Origin of the sequence: Acidovorax sp. A79, from assembly GCF_041154505.1 — a bacterium.
Lineage (GTDB): Bacteria > Pseudomonadota > Gammaproteobacteria > Burkholderiales > Burkholderiaceae_C > Acidovorax.
The window spans coordinates 636,694-659,732 of record NZ_AP028672.1; the positions used below are offsets into that span (position 1 = coordinate 636,694).

A 23,039-nucleotide genomic window follows, 5' to 3' on the forward strand; every position below is an offset into this window, starting at 1 on the left:
CCGTCCCGGCGATGGCCCTCAGGCGTCTCGTGGACCGTGCCCCATCACCGCGTTGACCTTGCCCACCAGGGTCTGGGCATCGAAGGGCTTGACCAGCAGCTCCATTTGCGCGCCGAGGAACTGCGGCGTCATGGCCGCCTGCTCGGCATAGCCCGTCATCAGGATGACCTTGATGGACGGAAACTTCTCGCGCGCATAGTCGGCCACCTGGCGGCCGTTGGGGCCGGGCAGGCCCACGTCGGACACCAGCAGGTCAAAGTGCACCGCCCCCGAGAGCAGGGCCATGGCGGCGCTGCCGGTGGCGGCCTCCATCACATGGAAACCCATGTCGCGCAGCAGTTCCACGGCCAGCGTGCGCACCGTGTCGTCGTCTTCCACCACCAGGGTGGAATCGGGGCGGCGCGCGCTGGAGAGATTGGCCACCGGCTCGGGCAGCTCGGCCATCGCCTCGTGCTGCGACCGCATGAAATACAGCGCCACGCTGGTGCCCAGCCCCACGGCGCTGTCCAGCACCGCAAGGCCGCCGGACTGGCGCATGAAGCCGTAGATCATCGACAGCCCCAGCCCCGTGCCCTGCCCCAGCGGCTTGGTGGTGAAGAACGGATCGAAGGCGCGCGCGATCACATCGCCCGTCATGCCGGTGCCCGTGTCCCGCACCGTCACGCGCACGTAGTCTCCCGGCTCCAGCCCCGGCGTGGCCTGCGCGGTGGCGGCGTCGGCATGCACGTTGTCGGCCGCGATGTACAGCGCACCGCCGCCCGGCATGGCATCGCGCGCATTGATCGCCAGGTTGACCACCGCGCTCTCAAACTGGTGGGCATCGGTCAGCGCGGGCCACAGGTCCTGCGGCAGGTGCAGTTGCAGCGCGATGTTCTCGCCGCACGTCGTCTTGAGCATGGACTCCAGCCCGCCCAGCGAGGACACCAGGTCCACGGGCCGGGAATCCAGCGGCTGGCGGCGCGAGAACGCCAGCAGGCGCTGCGTGAGCGACGCCGCCCGCTTGGCCGCCGCCAGGCCCGACTCGATGTAGCGCCCCACCTCGTCATGGCGCCCCTGGGCAATGCGCTGCCGGATGAGCTGCAGCGGCAGCACGATGCCCTGCAGCATGTTGTTGAAGTCGTGGGCGATGCCGCCGGTGAGCTGGCCCACGGCCTCCATCTTCTGGCTCTGGCGCAAAAGCTCCTCGGCGTTGCTGAGCGCCTCCTTGCGCAGGTGCTCCTCGGTGGTGTCGCGGCCCACGGCCTGGATGAAGCCCTCGCTGGGCACGGCGGTCCAGGCGATCCACCGCTCGCCGCCGTCGCGATGGCGGTAGCGCGCGGTGATCTGGCGGCGCGTGGGCTCGGTGGCCAGCAGGGCCATTTCGTCCTGCACCTGCGCCATGTCGTGCCCATGGGCAAAGGCCGCCAGCGGATGGCCCACGGTCTCGGCCTCCGACCAGCCCAGCGTCGCGGTCCAGGCGGGATTCACGGCGGTGATGGTGCCGTCCAGGCGGGCCACCAGCAGCACGTCGTCCGAGAGCTGCCACAGCCGGTTGCGGTCGGCCGTGCGCTGCGCCACCTGCTGCTCCAACGACGCCGCCACATCGCGCCACTGGCGCAGCGCGTTGAACTTGCTGGTGGTCTCGATCACGGTGTCCAGCATGCCCACCACCGCGCCGTGCTCGTCGCGCACCGGGCTGTAGCAGAACGTGAAATAGGCCTGCTCGGGGTGGCCGTAGCGGTTCACCTCCAGCGGGAAATCCTCGATGAACGTGGCTTCGCCGGCATAGGCGCGCTCGGCGATGGGACCGATGGTGGGCCAGGCCTCGCTCCACACATCCTTGAACGAGCGCCCGAGCGCCTCGGGCTTGTTGCCCAGTATCAGGCGGAACGCATCGTTGTAGATGGTGGTGAACTGCGCCCCCCAGACCAGGCATGACGGAAAGCGCGACGCGAGCAGGGCCTCGACGCAGTAGCGCAGCGTGGCGGGCCATGCCTGCATGGGCCCCAGCGCGCTGCCCGCCCAGTCGTAGCGGCGCACCTTCTCGCTCATGGCGCCCTCGGCGCGGGGAAATGGCAGCACGGTGGCGGGCGGGGAATCGTTCATGGTGGATGGGGCGCGGCGGCAGCAGGGGCTGGCGCCCAGGCACAAAGTGCATGCAGTCTACAGGCGAAGCGCCACCGGTTCGCGAACCCCGGCACCCTCAGGCGCCCGCGACGGCGCCGCGCCGCTGCACCCGGCGCGACACCAGGAAACCCAGCACGAAGATCCCCAGCGCCGCCACCGAGAACACGGGCGGCAGCCATCCCCGGTCCACGCTGAACGCCACGGCGAGCACCCCGAGGGACTGGCCCAGGAACAGCAGGCACGCAAACAGCGTGACCGCCGTGCCGCGCGCCTGCGGCGCCATCTGCGTGGCCTGCACCTGCAGAGTGTTGTGCAGCATGTAGAAACCGATGCCCGCCAGGAAACACCCGAGCACCGCCCACGCCACCCACGGAGCCCAGGCCAGCAGCAGCAGGCCGCTGGCGATCAGGGAGGCCCCGGCAAGCGCCAGCCCCTGTTCGCCGAGCGCGGCCAGCCACCGGCGGGCGAACATGCTGTAGAGGAGCCCGCCCACGCCATAGAGCACCATCGCGCCGCCAGCCGCCGAGGCCGACAGGCCGAAACCGTCGACCAGGCGCGCGGGCACGAAGGCCAGCGTGCCAAAGGCCAGCGCCCCCTCGATGGACACCACAGCGAGCACCCAGCGCACGCGCGGCATGCGCAGCAGGTTCCGGGTGCTGGCCAGGTAGGCCGCCAGCGAAAACCCGGCCCCAGGCTCCTGCGCGCCCGCGGGGTGCGCCGCTGCGGCCCCGCCGGCCCGCAGGCGGCGCAGCAGCAGCACCGCCGCCGTCATGAACAGCACCGAGAGCACGGCGAACGCGCCACGCCAGCCCAGGGTTTCGGTGGCAAAGCCGCCAAACCACTGGCCGGCCATCATCCCCGTGACGGTGGCCACCATGAGGCGCGCCAGCGTCTCCTGCCGCTGCCCATAGTCCACCTCGTCACCGATCCAGGCCATGGACAGCGGAATGATCCCCGCCGCCGCCGCCCCCATGGCCGCACGCGCGACCACCAGCACGGTGAAGCTGGGCGCCAGCGCGGTGGCCGCGCTGAACACCGCGCAGGCTGACGTGGCGCCAATGATCACCTGCAGCTTGCCCAGCCGGTCCCCCAGCGGTCCGTAGACGAGTTGCAGCACGCCATAGGCCACCGCGAAGGCCGCCACCACGGCGGAGGCATCGCCCGTGGTGACATGGAACTCATGGGACAGGGACACCAGCATGGGGTCGCACACACGCATGGACGCCATGCTGCAGAAAGCTGCCAGGCTGATCAGCCGCAGCATCGTCGAAGAAGAGGTCATATGACCCGATTGTGGGGCGGCGCGCGCCACGGTGCAGGCACACCCGCCAATGGCCCGCAAACCGCCGCGCGGCCCTTCGCCGCCGGCCGCCCGCTGGTTCGGACGAATTCACCGGCCAGCACCGGCCCGCGCGGCATCCGCGCCCAGGGGGCGCCGGACCTGCCCGACAGACACGCCTGCGCGGGCCTCAGCCCTTGGCCAGGTTGAAGCTGGTGTCGAAGGTGCCCCGCACATCCAGCCGCTGCTTGATGAGCCCGGCCGCCAGGTAGAAGTCGGCCGTCTTCTGCTGGTCCGCCAGCACCTGGGCGTCGATGTCCTGCCAGCGCGTGGCGCGGCGCTCGAACTGCAGTTGCGCGGCGTCGGCCGGGATGCCGATGATGCGGGCGAGCGACTGGCCGAACGGCTTGGCGTTCTGGTAGGACCACACCTGGGCGCGCGCCACGCGCTCCTTGAAGTCCTGCAGCACCGCGCGCTTTTCGGCCAGCGCCGCGTCGGTGGCGGCCAGGAAGGACAGGCCCGTCCACAAACCCCGCCCGCTGACCAGCACGCGCGCATGGCCGCTGGTTTCGGCCAGCGCGGTGTAGGGCTCCCACGTGGCCCAGGCGTCCACCGAGCCCTGCGTGAGCGCGAGCTTGGCGTCGGGCGGCGGGATGAAGCGCAGTTGCACGTCGTCGGCCTTGAGCCCGGCGGATTCGAGCACCTTGAGCGTGACGAAGTGGCCGATGGAGCCGCGGTTGGTGGCAATGCTCTTGCCCTTGAGGTCGGCCGCCGTCCTGAGCGGCGAGTGGGGCGCCACCAGCACGGCGGTGCCGTACGCGTCCGACCGGCTGGCCGCAAAGGCCTTGACCCGGCTGCCCGCCGCCAGGGTGAACAGCAGCGGCGCATCGCCGATAGGCCCGAAGTCCACGGCGTTGGCGTTGAGCGCCTCGGCCAGTGGCGCTGCGGCCGGGAACTCGCTCCACTTGATGTCGTAGGGCAGGTTCTTCAGCTCGCCCGCAGCGTCGAGCAGCGCCTGCAGCCCGCCCTTCTGGTCGCCCGCACGCAGCAACACGCGCTGCTGGGCATGGGTGAGCACGGGCGAGAGGAACGAACTGGCGGCAACGGAAGCGGTCAGCAGATGGTGGAATTGGCGGCGCAGCATGGTGGTCGGGTGTGAAAGGGGGTTGGCACTGTCGAAGGGACTCTGGCTTCCATTGCATCACCCGGCCCGCGCTCCACCAACGAAGCCTTGCGACCATCCATATGCGGTTTTCGCATGCCGGGCACGGGCCGCTTGCAGGCACCCTGCCCCGCCCTTGCTGCCGCTGCAACGACCCGGCGCACCCCTGGGGTCAGTAGCCCCGCGCCCCGTCCACCACGTCTTCCAGCGGCTCCCCCGCCACATGGCGCGCCAGATTGGCCACGAACTTGTGGGCCGTCAGCTGCGCTGCGCCCTGCGCCGCCCATGACACATGGGGCGTGATCCGCACGCGCGGGTGGCTGTACAGCGGGTGGCCGTCGGGCAGGGGCTCGGGATCGGTCACGTCCAGCGTGGCGCCGGACAGGCGCCCGCTGTCCAGCACCTGCAGCAGCGCCTGCGGGTCCACCAGCGCACCGCGTGCAATGTTCACCAGGTGCTGCCCGGGCCTGGCGTGCGCCAGCGTGGCGGCGTTGATAAGGTGGTAGGTCTGCGCGGTGATCGGCAGGGCCAGCACCAGGTGGTCCGAGGCCGCGAGCAGCTGCTCGATGGAGCCGACCGTGCGCACGCCATCATCGCCCTGCACCTGCGCTCCGCCGCGTCGCAGCACCGTCACCTGCATTCCGAATGCCCGCGCCAGCCGCGCCACCTCGCGCCCGATGGCGCCGTAGCCCGCGATGCCCAGCGCGCGCGCCTGCAGCGTGCCGGGCAGGTGCTGGTCCACCCGCGCAAACGTCTCGCGCCACGGCCCGGCGCCAGATACCTGCAGCGTGTCCCATGCGCGCTGGTGCGTCAGCAACGCGGTCAGCACATATTCGGCAATGGGCACGGCCGCCACGCCGCGCGAGCAGGTGACCTGCGGCACCTGCAGCAGCCAGGGCGGAAAGAAGTCGATGCCGGCCGACGCCACCTGCACCCATTTCAACCGCCCGGGCCAGCCTGCGGGGGCGGTGGCCGGCGCATGGCGCCAGCCGTTGCGCGGGCCGGTGAAGAGGATGTCCACATCGGCCGCGCGATCCCAGGCGGGCACATCGGCATCGTCGGCCGCCAGCACCACGGGCAGGCCCGCGACCTCCAGCAGCGCATCGGCCTCCGGGCCTGCCTGGTTCAGAACGACCCAGCGGTCGGCACCTGCGTTGGCATCATCGTCGTCACGTGCATCGACCGTGCCGCTGCCAGGATCGTGCGCAGCCAGCACCGCGCTCATGCGGCCCCCACGGCCAGCGCCCTGCGGCCCGCGGCAACATAGGCGCTGTCGTCCTGCGGCGTGTGCACGCGGCCGCACAGCACGTCGCGCAGGTGGCGCTCCAGCGGGTTCTTGCGCGCCAGGCCGTGGTTGCTGGTCAGCTCCAGCGCGGCCTGCACGGCCTCGATGGCGTTGCGCGTGGCCAGGGTCTTCACCAGGCCGCTGTCCACGGTGGGCACCAGCGTACCGGCATCGAGGTCGTGGGCCAGGCTGACGATCAGGCGGTCGTTGGTGAGCAGCAGGCCTTCGATGCGGCCCACGGCCTCTTGCGCGCGGGGCAAGGTCGCCAGCGGCGCGCCCAGGCTGGCGGGCACGCGCTCGCGCAGGAACTGCACCAGCCAGTCGCGCGCGGCGCGTGCCACGCCGGTGTACAGCGCGGCCAGCATCACCGTCATCTCGGCCTGCATCGCGGGTTCGCCGCGCGCCCAGTCCTGCGGCAGGCGCAGGTCCAGCGCGTGCGCGTGGGGTATCAGCACATCGTGCAGGTGCACATCGTGGCTGCCGCTGGCGCGCAGGCCCAGGTGGTCCCAGGTCTCCTCGATGCGGATGCCGGGCAGGCCCGCTCGCACCAGGAAGGCGCCGGTGCGCGGCGTGGCCTCGTCCGTGCGGGCCCACACCACATACCAGCGCAGGATGGGCGCGCCGGTGGAATACACCTTGTGCCCGCTGATGCGCCAGCCCTCGGCCGTATGCCGCGCCACCGTGGCCGGCAGGCCGCCACGCGCGGGCGAGCCCAGTTCGGGCTCCACGCGCAGTGCGTTGATCAGTGAGACCTCATGCACCGATTCATTCACCAGTTGCTGCGCCAGCGCCGGCGGCCAGGGCGAGCCGGGGCGGCCCATGCCGCGCTGCTGGATGTACTGCATGGTCAGCACCAGCGCCGTGGCCGGGCAGCCCTGGCCGATGGCACCGACCACCTCGGCCAGCTGCGCGGCCGAGGCGCCCTGCCCGCCCAGCGACCGCGGCGCGGCCAGGGCCAGCAGGCCGGCCTGCTGCAGCTCGGCGAAGTTGGCGTGCGGAAAGCTCCCGTCTCGGTCGTGCACCGCGGCGCGCGCACCGAACTCCGCCGCCAGCGCGCGTGCGGCTTGCCCCCAGGTCAGTGGCGCATTCACTGCAGCACCTCGGGCTGGTCGCGCACGATGATGTCGAACAGGCTCTTGAACGCGAACTGCGCACCGCCCGGCCCGCCGATCTGCGCATGCGTGCGCAGCGCGATCTCGTGCGGGATGGGTTTGGGGGTGCCGGCGGCTTCGGCCAGCAGCTGGGCCTGGCAGGCGTTCTCCAGGGCGATGTACCACCACGCGGCAGCCTCCACCGACGGGCCCGCCGTCAGGATGCCGTGGTTCTGCAAAATGACGGCCTTTTGCGCGCCCAGGGCTTCGCCGATGCGGAAACCTTCGTCGGTCTCCAGCACCACGCCGGTGAAGTCGTCGAACAGCGCGTGGTCTTCATAGAAGATGCACGAGTCCTGCGTGAGCGCGTCAAGCTTGCGGCCCAGCGACGACCAGGCCTTGCCGTAGGTCGAATGCGTGTGAGCGGCGGCCACGATGTCCGGCCGCGTCTCGTGCAGCGCGGCGTGAATGGCGAACGCCGCGCGGTTCAGCGGGCCCTGGCCCACCACGATCTCGCCGGCAGCGTTCACGAGCAGCAGGTCGGACACCTTGATCTGCGAGAAATGCAGGCCCAGAGGGTTCACCCAGAAGTGGTCCGTCCACTCCGGGTCGCGCGCGGTGATGTGGCCGGCCAGCCCGTAGTTGAAGCCCTGCTGCGCAAACAGCCGGAAGGCCACGGCCAGCGTCTCCTGCCGGTGGCGGCGCTCGGCCTGCGCAGTGGGGCGGGCCGCCGGGGCGTCGAACCAGTCCTTGCGCCGGGGCGCGGGGTTGAGGGCGAGCTGGGCGGTGGGCAGGGGTTGGAGGACGGCGGACATGGGCGATGCTTTCGGGGTATGGGTCGAGGTTGGAATACAAGGACCCGCCCACCTTAGAACCGCCGCGCCCGTGCGCCAACGAAGAAATCCGCGTGACCAAATGCGGTTTTGGCATGACATGCGCGTCGCCTTGGCCTGCACCAACGTGGGTGCCGCATTTAGCGCATATCGATGCTACGCAATGGTCTTTGCGCAGCCGTAGCGCTTGTCGGAACCTCGCGGCCTGTCCCATTGCTCCACGAACCTGCCCGCCATGCCCCACACACCCCAACCCCTGAACCGCCGCCACCTCATCCAGGCCGGCCTGGGCGCCGCCGCCTGGGCCGCCACGGCGGGCGTGCCCGCGCTGGCCGCGCCACCCACGCCACCCGCACCCGACCTCTCCAAGGTGACGCTGCGCATCGGCACCTACAAGGGCCTGTGGCGTGCCCTCATTGCCGCGTCCGGCCAGGGCCACACGCCCTACCGCATCGAATGGCGCGAGCTGAACAACGGCGTGCTGCACATCGAGGCCCTGAACGGCGATGCGCTGGACCTGGGCTCGGGCAGCGAGATCCCGGCCCTGTTCGCCGCGCGCCAGAAGGCGCAGGTGCGCTTCATCGCCGTGGTGCGCGAAGACCTCCACAACCAGGTCACGCTGGCCCGCAAGGACGCGCCCATCCAGCGCATCGCCGACCTCAAGGGCAAGCGCGTGGGTTACGTGCGCGCAACCACCTCGCACTACTACCTGAGCCGGCAGCTCGCCGAGGCGGACCTGTCGTTCGCCGACATCAACGCCATCAACCTCACGCCGGCCGATGGGCTCTCGGCCTTCGACCGGGGCGACCTGGATGCCTGGGCCATCTATGGCTACAACGGCCAGCTGGCGCGGCTGCGCTACGGCGCGCGCGTGCTCAAGACCGGCCAGGGCTACCTGTCTGGCAACTTCCCCATCTACGCCAACCCGCGCGCGGTGGAAGACCCGGCCCGGCACGCCGCCATCAGCGACTACCTGCAGCGCCTGCGCCGCGCCTACCTGTGGGCCAACGGCAACTACCTTGAGTACGCCCGGGCCCAGTCCGCCGAAACCCGCGTGCCCGTGGGCGACCTGATCGAGCTGTGGAACAACCGCAGCACCGACTACGACCTGCGCCCCGTGGACGACGCCGTGGTCAAAGGGCACCAGGCCGTGGCCGATGCCTTCCTGCAGCTGGGCGTGCTCGACGGCCCGGCGCAGGTCGCACCGCTGTGGGACCGCAGCTTCAAGAGTGTGCTGCAGCCTCCCGGGTTGGCCACGGCGGGCTGAGGCAATACACCGGCCGGCATCCAGCCGGCCGGTCGGCCATTTTTTGCGTGGCACCAGTCCGCCTTGCGCTTACCATGCGCCCCTCAACCACAACGAGGAGCATGATGAACAAGCAAAAGCGCCATTTCGTCGCGGCCAGCATGGGCCTGGCAGGGCTGTGGACCACCACCGGCAGCAGCCACGCGGCCCCGCCCGCTGCCTCCGGCAACCCCGCGCTGCTGACCATCAGCGGCGCCATCACCAAGCCCAACCGTGGCGCGCTGGACCCCACCATCGACCAGATGATGGGCAAGCATGGCATCCAGTTCACCCAGGCGCACGCGTTCGACGCCGCCGCCCTGCAGCGCATGGCGGCCGTCACCATCAAACCCACGCTGGAGTACGACGCCAAGCCCCACACGCTCAAAGGCCCCCTGCTCACCACCGTGCTCGCGGCAGCGGGCGTGGCGGCGGGCAGCCCGGTGCAGCTGGTGCTGCGCGCGGTGGACGGCTACAACGTCACCATCAGCATGGCCGACGCGCAGGCCTACCGCATGATCGTCGCCACCCACATCGACGGCCAGCCCATGGCCCTGGGCGGCCTGGGCCCCCAATGGGCCGTGTACGACGCCGATGTGCTGCCCGCGTTCAAGGACAAGCCGGTGAAAGAGCGCTTTGGCCTGTGCCCCTGGGGGCTCTACCACATCGAGGTGAAAAAGGCCTGAGTCAGCCTGCCAGGATGACGCAGCCCCAAGAAAAAGAAAAAGAGCGGCCCGATGGCCGCTCTTTTTTTCATAGCTGCCAGCGCTTGCCCAACAAGCGCAAGAGGCCATTTTCACTCCAATCAGGGTGCCCTCCCCACCATCCGCGCCCCCAGGGCCGCCAGCGACCCCGCGGTGGCCAGCGCCACCACCCCCAGCCAGCCCCACTGCGCCAGCACCAGGCTGCCCAGCGCCGCGCCGGCCGACATGCCGATGAACATGCCCGTGAACAGCAGCGCATTGAGCCGGCTGCGCGCGGCGGGGTCGATGCCGTACACGATGGTCTGGTGCGCCACCAGCGTGGCCTGCACGCCAAAGTCAAAACCGATGGCACTGGCCACGATCAACGCGAGCTGCGCCTGTGCCGGTAGCAGCGGCGCCAGCGCCATCACGGCAAACGATGCGGCCGCCAGCCCGGCGCCATAGCGGGTCACGACCTCGGGCCCGCGCTTGTCGGCCAGGCGCCCCGCCAGGGGCGCGGCCAGTGCGCCCGCCGCCCCGGCCAGGCCAAACGCACCCGCCGCCGCCGTGCCCAGGTGGAACTGGCTGTGCAGCATCACCGCCAGCGTGGACCAGAAGGCGCTGAAGCCCACGGCCAGCAGGCCCTGCGCCCACGCCGCGCGGCGCAGTGCACCGTGCTGGCGCCACAGCGCCACCATCGAGCCGATCAGCGCGCCATAGCCCATCTGCGTGGTGGGCGCAAAGCGCGGCAGCCCGCGCCACACGGCCACCGTCAGCAGCGCAATGGCCACCGCCGCCGCCACATACACCGTGCGCCAGCCCCACTGCTGCGCCACAAAGCCGCTGACCACGCGCGACAACAAAATGCCCAGCAACAGCCCCGTCATCACCGTGCCCACCATGCGCCCGCGCTGTGCCGCCGGGGCCAGTGTGGCGGCGGCGGGCACCACGTCTTGCGCCACCGTGGCGGCCAGGCCCACGGCCAGGCTGGCCGCCAGCAGCGCGCCCATGCCGGGCGCCAGGCCGCTCAGCAGCAGGGCCAGCATCAGCGCGATGGACTTGATGACGATGATGCGGCGCCGGTCATACCGGTCGCCCAGCGGCGCCAGCAGCAAGATGCCCAGCGCATACCCCAGCTGCGTGAGCGTGGGCACCAGGCCCACCACGCGGCTGTCGGCCTGCATGTCGGGCCCCAGCACGCCCAGCATGGGCTGGCTGTAGTAGAGCGAGGCCACGCTCAGCCCCGCCGTGGTGGCCAGCAGCAGCAACAGCGGCGCGCTCACTGTGGCCTCGGCGGGCGGCCGCGCCGGGGCCGTGCCGGCGGCAGGGCTTGTTGCATGCACATTTTGAATGGAAGACATCTCAATACCCGCTCAACAAAAGGAATGGTGCGATTGTTCTGGCGCACCCTCCCCTTGGGTAGTGGGCCAAGCTGCAGATTTGTTATACGCTTGGCGCATGACCATCACCCTGCCGCCCGGCGCCGACCGCATCGAGCTGATGCAGACCTTCATCCGCATCGTGGAGACCGGCAGCCTGTCTGCCGCCGCCCAGCAGCTGGGCACCAGCCAGCCCACCGTGAGCCGCCGCCTGCAGGCGCTGGAGCGCAGCCTGGGCATCAAGCTGCTGCAGCGCTCCACCCACGTGATGAAGCTGACGGAAGACGGCGAACGCTGCTTTGCCCACGCCAAGGCCCTGCTGGAAGACTGGCGCGCCATGGAAGACGACCTGCGCGGCACGGCCGACACCCCGCGCGGCACCCTGCGCGTGCTGGCGCCGCACGCCTTCGGGCAAGACCAGTTCATCGCCCCGCTGATGGCCTACCTGCGCCGCTACCCCGAGGTGGACGTGGAATGGATGCTGCACGACCGGCGCCCCAACTTCATCGCCGAAGGCATCGACTGCGCCATCCAGGTCGGCGCGGTGGACGACCCCAGCGTGGTCGCCGTGCGCCTGGCCGAAGTGCCCCGCATCGTGCTCGCCTCCCCGGCCCTCATGACCGGGCGCCCCACGCCCGAACATGCGCAGGACCTGCAGCGGCTGCCCTGGCTGGCGCTCAGCACCTTCTACCGGCGCGACGTGACGCTGGTGCACGAGCCCAGCGGGGAGGCCCACACCTTCGGCATCACACCGCGCCTGGCCACCGACAGCCTGTATGCCCTGCGCAGCGCCGCACTGGCCGGACTGGGGGCATGCATTTCATCGGCGTGGATCGTGGACAACGATGTGCGGCAGGGGCATTTGCTGCACCTGGTGCCCACATGGCACGCCGCGCCGCTGCCGGTGTACCTGGTGTACCCCTACGCGCGGTTCTATCCGGCGCGGTTGCGGTTGTTCCTGGAGGCGATGCGGGGCGCGATGCCCGGGCTGGTGGGAATGCGGGCGGTGGCGGGCTGAGCGCCAGATGCAAGACGAGTCCCGGCCAGGGGCTGCCGGTGGCTTTTTTTGGCGGCGCCGCCGCAACGCCCGCCTCACCGGCGGGCCGCGCAGCGCGGACCCGTCCAAGGGCTGCACGCCGTGAGGCGGCAGGGCCCCTCCCGGCCTCAGCGCGCGCGCCGGTAGTGCATGGCGACCGCGCCGCAGCGCAGCGGCCTCGCCGAGATCAACGCGAGCCGCCGCGTACCGGGCAGCCCGCTCTCGTACAGGGTTGGGCCGTGGCCGGAGATCCTGGGATGGACGAGCAATTGGTACTCGTCGATCAGATCCAGCCGGTCCAGCTCGGTCGCGAGCTTGCCGCTACCGAGAAGTACGCCGTCTGGGGTCGCGTCCTTGAGCTGCTGCACGCCCGTGCGCAGGTCGCCGGCGATGTGGTGGCTGCGGGTCCACGGGAAGTCCTTTCGCGTCGAGGACACCACGTACTTCGGCTTGGCCTCCAGCTTGACCGCCCACTCGCGCACCGCCGCCGGCGCCTCCACGTCGCCACGCGCCACCGCTGGCCAGTAGCTCTCCATCATCTCGTAGGTCACGCGGCCCCACAGCATCGCCCCGTTCTCGTCCATGAGGCGGGTGAAGAAGGCGTGTGTCTCCTCGTCGGCGATTCCTTCCTGGTGGTCGACGCAGCCGTCCAGGGTGACGTTGATGCTGAAGGTCAAGAGTCCCATGGTGTCCTCCGTGCGAGATACGCAACGAGCCGCTCGCCGCCTGGCTCCCGTGCACGAGCCCCTTCGCGAGGCGCGCCCCCGTGCCGACTGCCGGCTGGCGCCTGGCCGTGAAGCCGCGCCACGAAGCGGCGTTGGCTGGAGTGAATTGTCAGGCCTCGTGCGCTAGTTCGGCCCGGATCTCCTCACGGCCGAAAGAAAAAGAGCGGCACATCGTCCGCTCTCGTTTCAATAGCACCCAGCGCTTGACCAGAAAGCGCCAGGGCCATTTTTCATTCAAAACAGAGAATCCACTGCTCACACGGCCCCTCGCCAAACCTGCATATCCGTGATCGCCGCCACATCCACCCGCACCGGCAGAATCCCATCCCGCGCGGAACGGTCCGCCACCGTCTGCAGCGCCGTGACATCCGCCTGCGTCACGGGCCGGGCCGCGATGGCCGCGCGCCCGGTGATGATGCGCGAGGCGTCGATGGGCAGGCGCGTGAGCTGGGTGTAGACCTGCGCATACGCCTCGCGGTGGGCCAGGGCCCAGTCGCCGGCGCGGGCCAGGCGGTCCAGGTACTGCACGATGGCGGCGCGCTTGGCCGGGTCGGCCAGGGCGGCCTCGGTGGCGGTGATGAAGCCCAGGGCGGTGTTGATGCCGCGCCCGTCGCGCAGGATGCGGCCGCCCTGCTGCAGGGCGATGGTGTAGTAGGGGTCGAAGATCGCCCAGGCGTCGATCTGCCGGGAGGCGAAGGCGGCGGCTGCGTCGGTGGGCAGCACGAACTTGACCGTGACCTCCTCGCGCTTGACGCCCGCCTCTTCCAGCGCGCCGTACAGCTGGTATTGCGAGATGCTGCCGCGCGCGGACGAGACGATGACGGTTTTGCCCCGCAGGTCGGCCACCTTGCCCAGGGGCGAGTCACCCTGCACCACGATGCCCAGCGAGTCGGGCTGGCCGACGCGGGTGGCCACGATCTTGAGTGGGGTCTTGCCCACCGCGGCCGCCAGCACGGGCAGGTCACCGGCCATGGCGGTGTCCACCGCGCCGCTGCGGTGCGCTTCAAACAGCGGCGCAGCGCCCTGGAAGTTGGCCCAGCGCCAGGCAAACGGTGCGCCCTCCAGCGTGCGGGCGGCTTCGAACAGGGCACGCAATCCACCGGCCTGGTCGCCCAGCACCAGCGATGCCGCAGGTGCCTGCGCCTGGGCGCGGGCGGCGGAGCCCGGGCCCAGGATGCCGGTGGCGCCCACCGACAGGGCCGCCGCCTGCTGCAGCCACTGGCGGCGCGATGCGCCGGGGCGGCTGCGGTGGCCGGCGCTGCCCCTGTCGTCGCTGCCGATGCCGGGGCGGTTGCCCTCGGCGTGGTCGATTCGGCCACTCATCAGGCTGCCTTGCGCAGGGTTTGCGCGGCATGCTCGCCGTCGCGTTCAGCCACTCTGGCGCGCACCAGGGGCAGCAGCTCGCGGCCGTAGTCGATGGCATCCACCAGCGGGTCGAAGCCCCGGATGAGGAAGGTGGTGATGCCCAGGTCGTAGTACTTGAGCAGCGCGTCGGCCACCTGCTCGGGCGTGCCGACCAGGGAGGTGGAGTTGGACCGCCCGCCGATCTCGCGCGCGATGGCCGTCCACAGGCGTTCGTCCACGCGGTCGCCCTTGGCCGCATCGGCCAGCAGGCGCTGCGCGCCTTCGCTTTGCTGCGGCCCCACGCCGCGTGCATAGCCCTGCTGCACGCGCAGGCGGCGGGTGTCGTCCAGGATGCGCTCGGCCTTGGCCCAGGCCTCGTCCTCGGTCTTGCCCAGGATGGGACGGAACGAGATGCTGAAATCCACATGGCGGCCGTGCAAGGTGGCCTCGGCGCGCACGCGGCGCACCAGGTCGCCGGCCTGGGCCAGCGATTCGCCCCACAGCGCGTACACGTCGGCATGCTTGCCGGCCACCTGCAAGGCGGGGGCCGATGCGCCGCCAAAGTAGATGGGCACGCGCTGGCCCTGCAGCGGCTTCACCTCGGACACGGCACCCTTGGCGCGGTAGTAGGTGCCTTCGTGGTCGAAAGGCTTGTCCTCGGCCCACACGCGGCGCAGGATGCCGAGGTATTCGTCGGTGCGCGCATAGCGCTCGTCGTGACCGAGGAAGTCGCCGTCGCGCTGCTGGTCTTCGTCCGAGCCGCCGCTGATGTAGTGAACCGCCAGGCGGCCGCCGGTGTAGTGGTCCAGCGTGGCCAGCTGGCGCGCGGCCAGCGTGGGCGCCACGAAGCCGGGGCGGTGGGCCAGCAGCAGGCCGATCTTCTGCGTGACCGAGGCCGCGTAGGTGGCGGTGAGCAGCGTGTCGGGGCTCGATGAGCTGGCGGGCACCAGGATGCGGTCGAAGCCCGCGTGCTCGTGCGCCTGGGCGAACACGCGCACATAGGCGGGGTCCACCGCCGGGCCACGGCGGGGAATGGTTTCTGACACTTCGTTCGGCTGGATCATGCCGATGAACTGGACGGGCATAGCGGGCTCCTGCGGGATAAGCGGTTGGGGGATGGGGTTGAAGGGCATGATCCGCGCGCGGAGCCCGCGCCTCAACGAAGAAAAACGCGTTTGCAAACTCGCCCTCCGCATACCCCCGGCCCGGGGTGGCGGGCAGGTTAGAGTTGCGTGCGATTCATCCGCCGACCACCCTCCTTCCTCCCCCAGATTCCGCCCTGCCCCATGGACCTGCGCGCGCTCCGCTACTTCATCGCCGTGCTGGAAGCCGGCAGCCTCTCGCGCGCGGCGGGCACGCTGTACATCGCCCAGCCCGCCCTCACCGCGCAGATCAAGAAGCTCGAGGGCGAGCTGGGCGCGCGGCTGTTCGAGCGCTCGCACGCCGGCGTCACGCCCACGCCCGCCGGGCAGCAGCTGTACGAAGACGCCCGCCGCCTGCTGAGCGACGCCGCCGCGATGCGCGAGCGCATCCAGCGCCTGCCGCAGGGGCCCGAGGGCTCGGTGACGATCGCGGTGCCGTTCCTGCTCTCGTCGCTGATCATGGGCCCGCTGCTGGCGCACCTGAAGGAGTCGCACCCGCGCATCCGCGTCTTTGTCCTGGACGACCTGAGCCTGATGGTGAAAAAGGCGATGCTCGACCGCCGCGCGGACATCGGCATCCTGGTGGACGCGGCGCAGGTGGAGGGCCTGCACTGCCGCCCGCTGGTGCGCGAGGCCATGTATTTTTGCGGGCACGACCCCGGCGGCGCCGTGCGGGCGCTGCTGCGCAAGCCACCGGGTGCCAACGCCATCGCCGCCACTACCGGCACCGTTGCGGGCGCGGCGGCCGCCACCGCGCGCCCCACCATCGACTTCGCCGACGCCGCCGCGCAGCCCCTGGTGCTGCAGTCGCGCCGCTACTCCATCCGCCAGCGGGTGGAAGAAGCCGCCGCCGCGCGCGGCGTGGCCCTGAACATCGCCCACGAACACGACTCCGCCCGCGTGATCCGGTCGCTGTACGCGTGCGGGGGCGGCTTCACCTTCACGCCCGCCTGCGCGCTGGGCGACGCGCCTGCCGCCGGCCCCGACTGGATGGTGGCCCGCGTGGTCAACCCCGAGCTGACGCGCAGCTATACCCTGGCCACCACCGCCGACCGCGAGGTGGACGGCGTGATGCAGGTGGTGATGGAGGCGCTGATCGCGGTGGTGCTGGAACTGGTGGTGTCGGGGAAGTGGGAGGCGGTGGTGTGAGGATGCCCAGGGTGACATTGCTCGAATCCGCGCAGTACCAGGACCAGGCAGCAGCCACCTTCGCGGCGGTGGCCGCTGAAGTCGCCAGGCTTGTGCCCCACGCCATCATCGAACACATCGGTGCCTCGTCCATCCCAGGCGCCATCTCCAAGGGCGACCTGGACATCTGCTTGCTGGTACCGGCGCAGGACCACGCACGCAGTGTCGAAGCCCTGGAAGCTGCGGGCTACGTGGCCAAGGCCGGCACGCTGCGCACGCCCGCGCTGTGCATGCTTTTGTCAGCCGACACCACCATGGACGTTGCACTGCAGGTGGTAGCGCGTGGCTCGGAGTTCGAGTTCTTTCTGCATTTTCGCGATGCCTTGCGCGCCGACCCTGCGCTGGTAACCCAGTACAACCAGCTCAAACAGCGGTTCGCATCCGATGGGATGGACCGATACCGCGACGAGAAAGCGCGGTTCATCAAGGCGGTGCTGCAGGCCGCAGGAACATCCTGCGCTGCAGATTGATCGCACGCCTTCCCGAAAAACCAGCCGCAGGAGACACGCATGCCATCCACCAGCACCACAAACAACCAGCCCGCCTCCACCCTCATCGACCAGCGCATCGCCGACCTCGCCGACTGGCGCGGCCGCGCGCTGGCCCGCATGCGCCAGCTCATCCACGAGGCCGCGCCCGGCGTGGTGGAGGAATGGAAGTGGATGGGCACGCCCGTGTGGTCGCTGGGCGGCATCCTGTGCACCGGCGAAAGCTACAAGGCGGCGGTGAAGCTCACCTTCCTCAAGGGGGCCTCGCTGCCCGACCCGGCCCGGCTCTTCAACGCCAGCCTGGACGGCAACGCGCGGCGGGCCATCGACATCCATGAAGGCGATGAGGTGGATGCCGATGCCTTCAAGGCGCTCATCCGCGCTGCGGTGGAGCTCAATGCCGCCAGGCCCGCCGGCAGAAAGCCCGCCGCCCGCGCCAAGGTGAAATAGTGTTCCCGGGGTGGTGGCCGGCAGCAAGGCCATCAATTCATCTGATACCTCCCCATCAGCAATCGGTATTTCCCTGATACCCCCGTCTTCTGGAACAGTGGCCCCATGCCCCGCGCTCGACGGGGCCGGTGTTTCAGGAGACAGCCATTACCACCCCCTCCCCCCTCCCTCCCCGCGCGGTCGCCAACGTGGGCGCGCTTGTCGCCAGGAGCGCCCGGACGCACGCCCGGCGCGTGGCCGTGAAGAGCCCCGCGCGCAGCGTCACCTACGCCGAGCTGGAGCAGCGCTCCAACCGCCTGGCTAACGCCCTGCTCGGCCTGGGCCTGGCGCGCGGCGACCGCGTGGGCATCTACCTGCCCAACTGCGTGGAGATCGTCGAGATCGAGATCGCCTGCTACAAGGCCGGGCTCGTCAAGGCACCCTTCAACGCCCGTCTGTCGCCCGCCGAAGTGGGCGCCGTGGCGGCCAACAGCGATGCCGCCCTCATCGTCACCACGGCCGAGCGGGCCAAGGCCATCCGCCCGCACGTGGAGCAGGCACTGCAGGGCGGCATGCCGCGCCTGCTGCTGCTCGATGGCGCAGGCGCCGCAAGCTACGAGGCCGCACTGGCGCAGGCCAGCGATGCCTTCAGCCCCGTGCAGGTGCACGAGCACGAGGTGGCCGTGCTGCACTACACCTCGGGCTCGTCGGGCGTGCTCAAGGCGGCCATGCAAACCTTTGGCAACCGGCTGGCGCAGCTGCGCAAGTTCCTCACGCGCTCGGACGGGCAGCAGCCCGGGCACATCCTGGGGCTGGTGGGGCCGATCACGCACGCATCGGGCATGCAGATCGTGCCCGCGCTGTGCCAGGGCGTGACCATCCGCCTGTTCAACGGCTTCGAGCCCGCGCGCTTCATCGCCGACATGCGCGCCGACCGCGTGACGCACACCTTCATGGTGCCCACCATGATCAACATGCTGCTGGCCGAGCTGGAGGGCCAGTACCGCCCCCTGCCCGACCTGCTGCGGTTGGGCTATGGCGCCGCCCCCATGGCGCCCGCGCGCATCCTGAAGGCCATGGATGTGTTCGGGCCCATCCTGCAGCAAGGCTATGGCGCAGGCGAGACGACCTCGGGTGTCTGTGGCCTGTCGGTGGAAGACCATCTGTTCGCCCGCGCCGCGCGGCCCGAGCGCCTGGCATCGTGCGGGCGGCCGTTCCTGGAATGCGACGTGCAGATCCTGGGCGACGACGGCCGGCCCGTGGCCACGGGCGAGATCGGCGAGATCGTGGTGCGCGGCGACGACGTCTTCGCGGGCTACTGGCGCGCGCCCGAGCTCACGGCCGAGGTGCTCAAGGACGGTGCGTACCACACGGGCGACCTGGCCCGCATGGACGACGAAGGCTTTGTCTACATCGTGGACCGCAAGAAGGACATGGTGATCAGCGGCGGCTTCAACGTGTACCCCTCCGAGGTGGAAGCGGTGCTGTACCAGCACGACGCGATCGCCGATGCCTGCGTGTTCGCCGTGCCCGACGACAAGTGGGGCGAGGCCGTGGCCGCGCACGTGGTGCTCAAGCCCGGCCGCACGGCGGGCGACGAGGTCAGCGCCGCCATCGACGCCTTCTGCGCCCAGCACCTGGGCGGCTTCAAGCGGCCCCGGCGCATCGAGTTCGTGCCCACGCTGCCCAAGAACCCCAACGGCAAGGTCATGCGCCGCGCGGTGCAGGCGCCGTACTGGGAAGGCCGGGGCCGCATGGTGAACTAGAGAGCGGCATCCCCCCGAGGCGCCGCGCGCCCTGGCGCGTCCGCCAGAGGCGGCCCTCGCCCCGCGTCCGCGGCACCGGGCCGCGCCAGTTTCCACATCCAGTCGGCACCACAACCGACAAGGAATCTCGACATGAACAACCACGACATCACCTCCCCCATCCCCGCGCCACTGTTTCCGGGCGTGCCGTTCGAAGGCTCGCCGCAGGCGGCCGAGCTGATCACCCGCATCAACGAGTACCTGCACGGCGAGCTGGCCGCGCTGGCGCGCGAGCATGGCATCGACCACGAGAACAGCCCCGGCAAGGCGCTGCTGCGCCAGGTGTGGAAACGTTCGCACGCGCTGGGCTTCTACGGCATGACGCTGCCTCCGCAGATGGGCGGCCTGGGCCTGTCGGTGCTGGACCATGTGCTCGTGAAGGAAGCGATCTATGCCAGCGGCTCGCCCTTCGCGCCGCATGTGTTCGGCGAGCTGAGCGGCCCGCCGCGCGTGGGCGCGCTGGCGCGCGTCGCCACGCCGTTCCAGCTGCAGAACTTCATCCTGCCCGTGGCGCAGGCCGACATGGCGATCTGCTTTGCGCTGACCGAGGCCGAGGCGGGCTCGGATGCGGGCAACGTGCAGACCCACGCCGTGAAGGATGGCGACCACTACGTGCTCACCGGCGAGAAGCGCTTCATCTCGGGCTCGCCCTTTGCCGACTATGCGGTGCTGATGGCCTCCACCGCCACCGATCCGGCGCAGCGCGAGGTGTCCGCGTTCTTCGTGGACCTGCATGCGCCCGGCGTGCGCGTGCAGGCGGGCTACAAGACCATGGCGGGCCAGACGAGCACGGGCAACATCGCCCTGGACGGCGCGCGCGTGCCGGCCACCCACCTCATCGGCGAGCCGGGCCGGGGCCTGGCGCTGGCGCTGGGCCGCATCACCGTGAACCGGCTACTGCACTGCCCCGCCATGCTGGGCCTGGCCCAGGTGGCGCTGCGCGATGCGCGCGACTACGCGCAGCAGCGCCAGCAGTTCGGCCGCGCCATCGGGCAGTTCCAGGCCATTCAGCACATGCTGGCCGACATGGCGACCGACTGGGCCGCCGCGCGCGGGCTGATGCTGGCCACCGCCCGGCAGATCGACGCGGGCGGCGATCCGCGCGCGCAGGCAGCGATGGCCAAGCTGTTCTGCTCGGAAGCGGCGTTCCGCATTGCCGACCGAGCGGTGCAGATCCACGGCGGCGAAGGCATCGTGCAGGGCCGGCGCGTGGAATTCCTGTTCCGCATGCTGCGCATGTACCGGGTGCTCACGGGCACGAGCGAGATCCAGCGCAACACCATCGCCAAGGAATTGCTGGCAGCCCCCTGAGCGGCTGCGCCGCCGCTGCGGCGCGCAGGCCCCGGCCCGGGCCAGGCCAGTTGCTCCGGTCCGCCATACCGCCACAACGGTGCCCCAGTGCGCGAGCGCACCCACCCGACAATCACAAGGAGACAAGACATGACAACCCATTCCCCATCCTCCCCGCGCCGCCGCGCCCTGCTGGCCGCCAGCCTGCTGCCGCTGCTGGCGGGCCCGCCCGCCCTGGCCTCCGCCCCCTGGCCCCGCCGCGCCATCAAGTGGGTGGTGCCCTATCTGGCCGGCACGGGGCCCGACACCACGGCCCGCATCGTGGCCGAGGCCGTGTCCAAGGAACTGGGCCAGCCCGTGGTCATCGAGAACCGTGGCGGCGTGGGCGGCAACCTGGGCGCGCGGCAGGTGGCCAAGGCCGCGCCGGACGGCTACACCTGGATCTACTCGGGCTCGCCCATGGCGGCCAGCATGCGCATGTACAAGGCGCCCGGGTATGACGTGCTCAAGGACTTCCGCCACGTGATCGGGCTCACCAGTTCCGACACCACGGTGATCGTGCACGCGAGCTCCGACATCCGCACGCTGGAGCAACTGCTCACCCGCATGCGCGCCCAGCCGGGCAAGATCGACTACGCGTCGGGCGGCATCGGCACCCCGTCGCACCTGGGGGTGGAGATGCTGCTGAGCGTGGCCCAGGCCGAAGCCACCCACGTGCCCTACAAGGGCGCCTCGGAGATCGTGAATGCCGTGATGGGCCAGCAGGTGACTTTCGGCGCCCCCATCACCTCGGTGGCGTACGCCAACATCCAGGCTGGAAAATTGCGGGCCCTGGCCGTGACCGGCCCCCGGCGCAACCCCAAGCTGCCGGGCGTGCCCACGCTGGCGGAGCTGCAGGTGCCCGGCGTGGAGCTGACGTCGTGGGGCGGTGTCTCGGTGCCCACCGGCACGCCCGACGCCATCGTCGCGCGCGTGCGCGCCGCCCTCGATGCCGCGCTCAGGCAGCCCGCCGTCGTGAGCGCGCTGGAAGAACAGGGCGGCCAGGTCTTCGTGCAGGACAGCGAGGCCTTCACACGCGCTTTCGGCAAGGAAATAGCGTTCACGGAAACCATGATGAAGAGGGCGCGGCTGGAGCCGATGTAGCGGCGGCCGGCCGTTTCTCGCCAACGCTTCTCCTTTTATAGCAACTACCGCTGGATGGATGGTCGGCAGCGGCACTTTTCATACCCAAACCCTGGCTGCGGCGCGGCCACCGCGCGTTCGCACCCTTGCGCCACGGGCCGGCCCCGGGGCCGCCCGCTCCTTGCCCCCCGTCAAGCAGGCCCGCGCCACGGGCATTTGTCCGACAGGCGGCCGATTCCTTGGATGGCGGGCAGCGCGCCCGCCCCGTCCAAGAATGAATGCAGCGAGTGACATTGCTCGCCTGCCCGCAACACGACAAGGAGAGCCCCATGAACACCCTCTCGAATCCCGTGGCCGAGGAAAAACCCATCGACCCCGACCTGGCCGCACAGGCCGTGCCCGGCCACGGCGTCCCCTCGCAGGACCCCGACCCCGCCGCGCAACATACCCTGAGCCCGAGTGAATCCGAGCGCGAGTCCAAATCCGCCCTGATGGGGGGCGGCATGATGGCCGGAGCCGCCGCCGGCGCGGCCGTGGGCGTGGCGGTGGCCGGGCCCGTGGGCGTGTTCGTGGGCGGCACGGCAGGCGCCATTGCCGGCGCCCTCGGCGGCGCGGCCGTGGGCCAGGTGGTCGAACCCGAAGCGCCCAAGGAGCCCGCGGACGAGGCCGCCGAGCCGGGATACATAGAGAAGCCCTAGCTTTCTCGCCGCCCGTGGAGCGCCATTCCGTGTACAAAGCCCGCACCCGCGGGCTTTTGTGCTTCGGGTGGCGCGGTGGCGGCGCGAAGCCGTACCGTGGAGAATCCTGCCCACAGGCCGCCGGAATCCAGGGCGGTTCCGGCCCGGCAGCCCCTCCCCCCACGAAAACCGCGAGGAAGAACCCATGCAAATCACGCTCTCCAGCCTGTTCGTCGAAGACCAGGACCACGCCCTGCACTTCTACACCACGGTACTTGGCTTCGAGAAGAAGCATGACATTCCCATGGGCACCTTCCGCTGGCTCACCGTGACATCGCCGGAAGGCGCCACGGGCGTCGAGCTGGTGCTGGAGCCCATGGCCTTCGCGCCCGCGCGGGTCTACCAGAAGGCCTTGTTCGAGGCGGGTATTCCGGCCACCGCGTTCATGACCCATGACATCGATGCGGAGTTCCGCAGGCTTTCGGAGCGGGGCGTGGCGTTCCGTGGCACGCCCCTGGCCATGGGGCCCATCAAGGCGGTGCTGTTCGAGGACACGTGCGGCAATCTCATCAACCTGGTCCAGCCGGGAGCGTGAGCCACCGAGGCCGGGGCGAAATGCTATCTCATTGATAGCTATCAGCGCTTGTCCAGCGGCGCTGAAAGCCATTTTCATTCATTTACGGGCCCTGG

General features: G+C 70.4%; 21 protein-coding genes. 11 read left to right on the forward strand and 10 right to left on the reverse strand.

The genetic code is table 11. The annotated features are described in order from the left end of the window. Positions 1-18 precede the first annotated feature (18 nt). The 6 genes from ACAM51_RS02920 to ACAM51_RS02945 form a co-directional block, all read right to left on the reverse strand. A complete protein-coding gene (locus ACAM51_RS02920; protein WP_218294672.1) occupies positions 19-2,085 on the reverse strand; it encodes a PAS domain-containing sensor histidine kinase in 2,067 nt (688 codons plus the stop codon). A 97-nt stretch (positions 2,086-2,182) separates the two neighbouring features. Continuing rightward, a complete protein-coding gene (locus ACAM51_RS02925; RefSeq protein ID WP_255591468.1) occupies positions 2,183-3,388 on the reverse strand; it encodes an MFS transporter in 1,206 nt (401 codons plus the stop codon). A gap of 187 nt (positions 3,389-3,575) precedes the next feature. Beyond that, a complete protein-coding gene (locus ACAM51_RS02930; RefSeq protein ID WP_369642679.1) occupies positions 3,576-4,529 on the reverse strand; it encodes an ABC transporter substrate-binding protein in 954 nt (317 codons plus the stop codon). A 190-nt stretch (positions 4,530-4,719) separates the two neighbouring features. Beyond that, positions 4,720-5,772 (reverse strand): NAD(P)-dependent oxidoreductase, encoded by a 1,053-nt coding sequence (locus ACAM51_RS02935; RefSeq protein WP_369642680.1) that lies wholly within the window; start codon positions 5,770-5,772, stop codon positions 4,720-4,722. Continuing rightward, positions 5,769-6,923 carry an acyl-CoA dehydrogenase family protein gene (locus ACAM51_RS02940; RefSeq protein WP_369642681.1) on the reverse strand — a complete coding sequence of 385 codons (1,155 nt, stop codon included), beginning with the start codon at positions 6,921-6,923 and terminating at the stop codon, positions 5,769-5,771. Before ACAM51_RS02940 ends, ACAM51_RS02935 begins: the two co-directional genes overlap by 4 nt. Continuing rightward, positions 6,920-7,738: a class II aldolase/adducin family protein gene (locus ACAM51_RS02945; protein WP_369642682.1), complete on the reverse strand. Its 819-nt coding sequence runs from the start codon at positions 7,736-7,738 to the stop codon at positions 6,920-6,922. The genes ACAM51_RS02940 and ACAM51_RS02945 overlap by 4 nt, the downstream gene beginning before the upstream one ends. 253 nt (positions 7,739-7,991) lie before the next feature. Here ACAM51_RS02945 and ACAM51_RS02950 point away from each other — a divergent pair, with 253 nt between their 5' ends. Continuing rightward, a complete protein-coding gene (locus ACAM51_RS02950; protein WP_369642683.1) occupies positions 7,992-9,023 on the forward strand; it encodes an ABC transporter substrate-binding protein in 1,032 nt (343 codons plus the stop codon). Between the two features lie 101 nt (positions 9,024-9,124). Then, on the forward strand, positions 9,125-9,727 hold the full coding sequence (locus ACAM51_RS02955; RefSeq protein WP_369642684.1) for a molybdopterin-dependent oxidoreductase: 603 nt from the start codon (positions 9,125-9,127) through the stop codon (positions 9,725-9,727). Between the two features lie 119 nt (positions 9,728-9,846). Here the strand turns inward: ACAM51_RS02955 and ACAM51_RS02960 are convergent, their stop codons facing one another. Further along, complete coding sequence (locus ACAM51_RS02960; RefSeq protein ID WP_369642685.1) at positions 9,847-11,085, reverse strand: MFS transporter; 1,239 nt, start codon at positions 11,083-11,085, stop codon at positions 9,847-9,849. Between the two features lie 97 nt (positions 11,086-11,182). On the opposite strand from ACAM51_RS02960, the gene ACAM51_RS02965 reads away from it, so the two are divergent. Next, a complete protein-coding gene (locus ACAM51_RS02965) occupies positions 11,183-12,121 on the forward strand; it encodes a LysR family transcriptional regulator (RefSeq protein WP_369642686.1) in 939 nt (312 codons plus the stop codon). Between the two features lie 146 nt (positions 12,122-12,267). Here the strand turns inward: ACAM51_RS02965 and ACAM51_RS02970 are convergent, their stop codons facing one another. The 3 genes from ACAM51_RS02970 to ACAM51_RS02980 all read right to left on the reverse strand — a co-directional run bounded on the left by ACAM51_RS02970 (position 12,268) and on the right by ACAM51_RS02980 (position 15,293). Then, positions 12,268-12,825, reverse strand: coding sequence for a dihydrofolate reductase family protein (locus tag ACAM51_RS02970; RefSeq protein WP_218341032.1), 558 nt, complete (start codon positions 12,823-12,825; stop codon positions 12,268-12,270). A gap of 294 nt (positions 12,826-13,119) precedes the next feature. Further along, a complete protein-coding gene (locus tag ACAM51_RS02975) occupies positions 13,120-14,187 on the reverse strand; it encodes an ABC transporter substrate-binding protein (RefSeq protein ID WP_369642687.1) in 1,068 nt (355 codons plus the stop codon). Beyond that, positions 14,187-15,293, reverse strand: coding sequence for an LLM class flavin-dependent oxidoreductase (locus ACAM51_RS02980; RefSeq protein WP_369642688.1), 1,107 nt, complete (start codon positions 15,291-15,293; stop codon positions 14,187-14,189). The genes ACAM51_RS02975 and ACAM51_RS02980 overlap by 1 nt, the downstream gene beginning before the upstream one ends. Before the next feature lie 201 nt (positions 15,294-15,494). Between ACAM51_RS02980 and ACAM51_RS02985 the strand changes: the two genes are divergently transcribed. The 8 genes from ACAM51_RS02985 (at position 15,495) to ACAM51_RS03020 (ending at position 22,944) form a co-directional block, all read left to right on the forward strand. Then, positions 15,495-16,499, forward strand: a complete 1,005-nt coding sequence (locus tag ACAM51_RS02985) for a LysR family transcriptional regulator (protein ID WP_369642689.1) — start codon at positions 15,495-15,497, stop codon at positions 16,497-16,499. 11 nt (positions 16,500-16,510) lie between these two features. Continuing rightward, complete coding sequence (locus ACAM51_RS02990) at positions 16,511-17,008, forward strand: GrpB family protein (RefSeq protein WP_218294649.1); 498 nt, start codon at positions 16,511-16,513, stop codon at positions 17,006-17,008. 39 nt (positions 17,009-17,047) lie between these two features. Continuing rightward, complete coding sequence (locus ACAM51_RS02995; protein WP_369642690.1) at positions 17,048-17,476, forward strand: DUF1801 domain-containing protein; 429 nt, start codon at positions 17,048-17,050, stop codon at positions 17,474-17,476. 188 nt (positions 17,477-17,664) lie between these two features. After that, positions 17,665-19,221, forward strand: a complete 1,557-nt coding sequence (locus tag ACAM51_RS03000) for an AMP-binding protein (protein ID WP_369642691.1) — start codon at positions 17,665-17,667, stop codon at positions 19,219-19,221. Between the two features lie 132 nt (positions 19,222-19,353). Then, positions 19,354-20,571 (forward strand): acyl-CoA dehydrogenase family protein, encoded by a 1,218-nt coding sequence (locus ACAM51_RS03005; RefSeq protein WP_369642692.1) that lies wholly within the window; start codon positions 19,354-19,356, stop codon positions 20,569-20,571. 129 nt (positions 20,572-20,700) lie between these two features. Continuing rightward, positions 20,701-21,693: a Bug family tripartite tricarboxylate transporter substrate binding protein gene (locus tag ACAM51_RS03010; protein ID WP_369642693.1), complete on the forward strand. Its 993-nt coding sequence runs from the start codon at positions 20,701-20,703 to the stop codon at positions 21,691-21,693. A 308-nt stretch (positions 21,694-22,001) separates the two neighbouring features. Beyond that, positions 22,002-22,370: a hypothetical protein gene (locus ACAM51_RS03015; protein ID WP_218294645.1), complete on the forward strand. Its 369-nt coding sequence runs from the start codon at positions 22,002-22,004 to the stop codon at positions 22,368-22,370. A 184-nt stretch (positions 22,371-22,554) separates the two neighbouring features. Beyond that, the gene (locus tag ACAM51_RS03020; protein WP_218294644.1) at positions 22,555-22,944 is read left to right on the forward strand and encodes a VOC family protein; all 390 of its coding nucleotides are present in this window, start codon (positions 22,555-22,557) and stop codon (positions 22,942-22,944) included. Positions 22,945-23,039 lie beyond the last annotated feature (95 nt).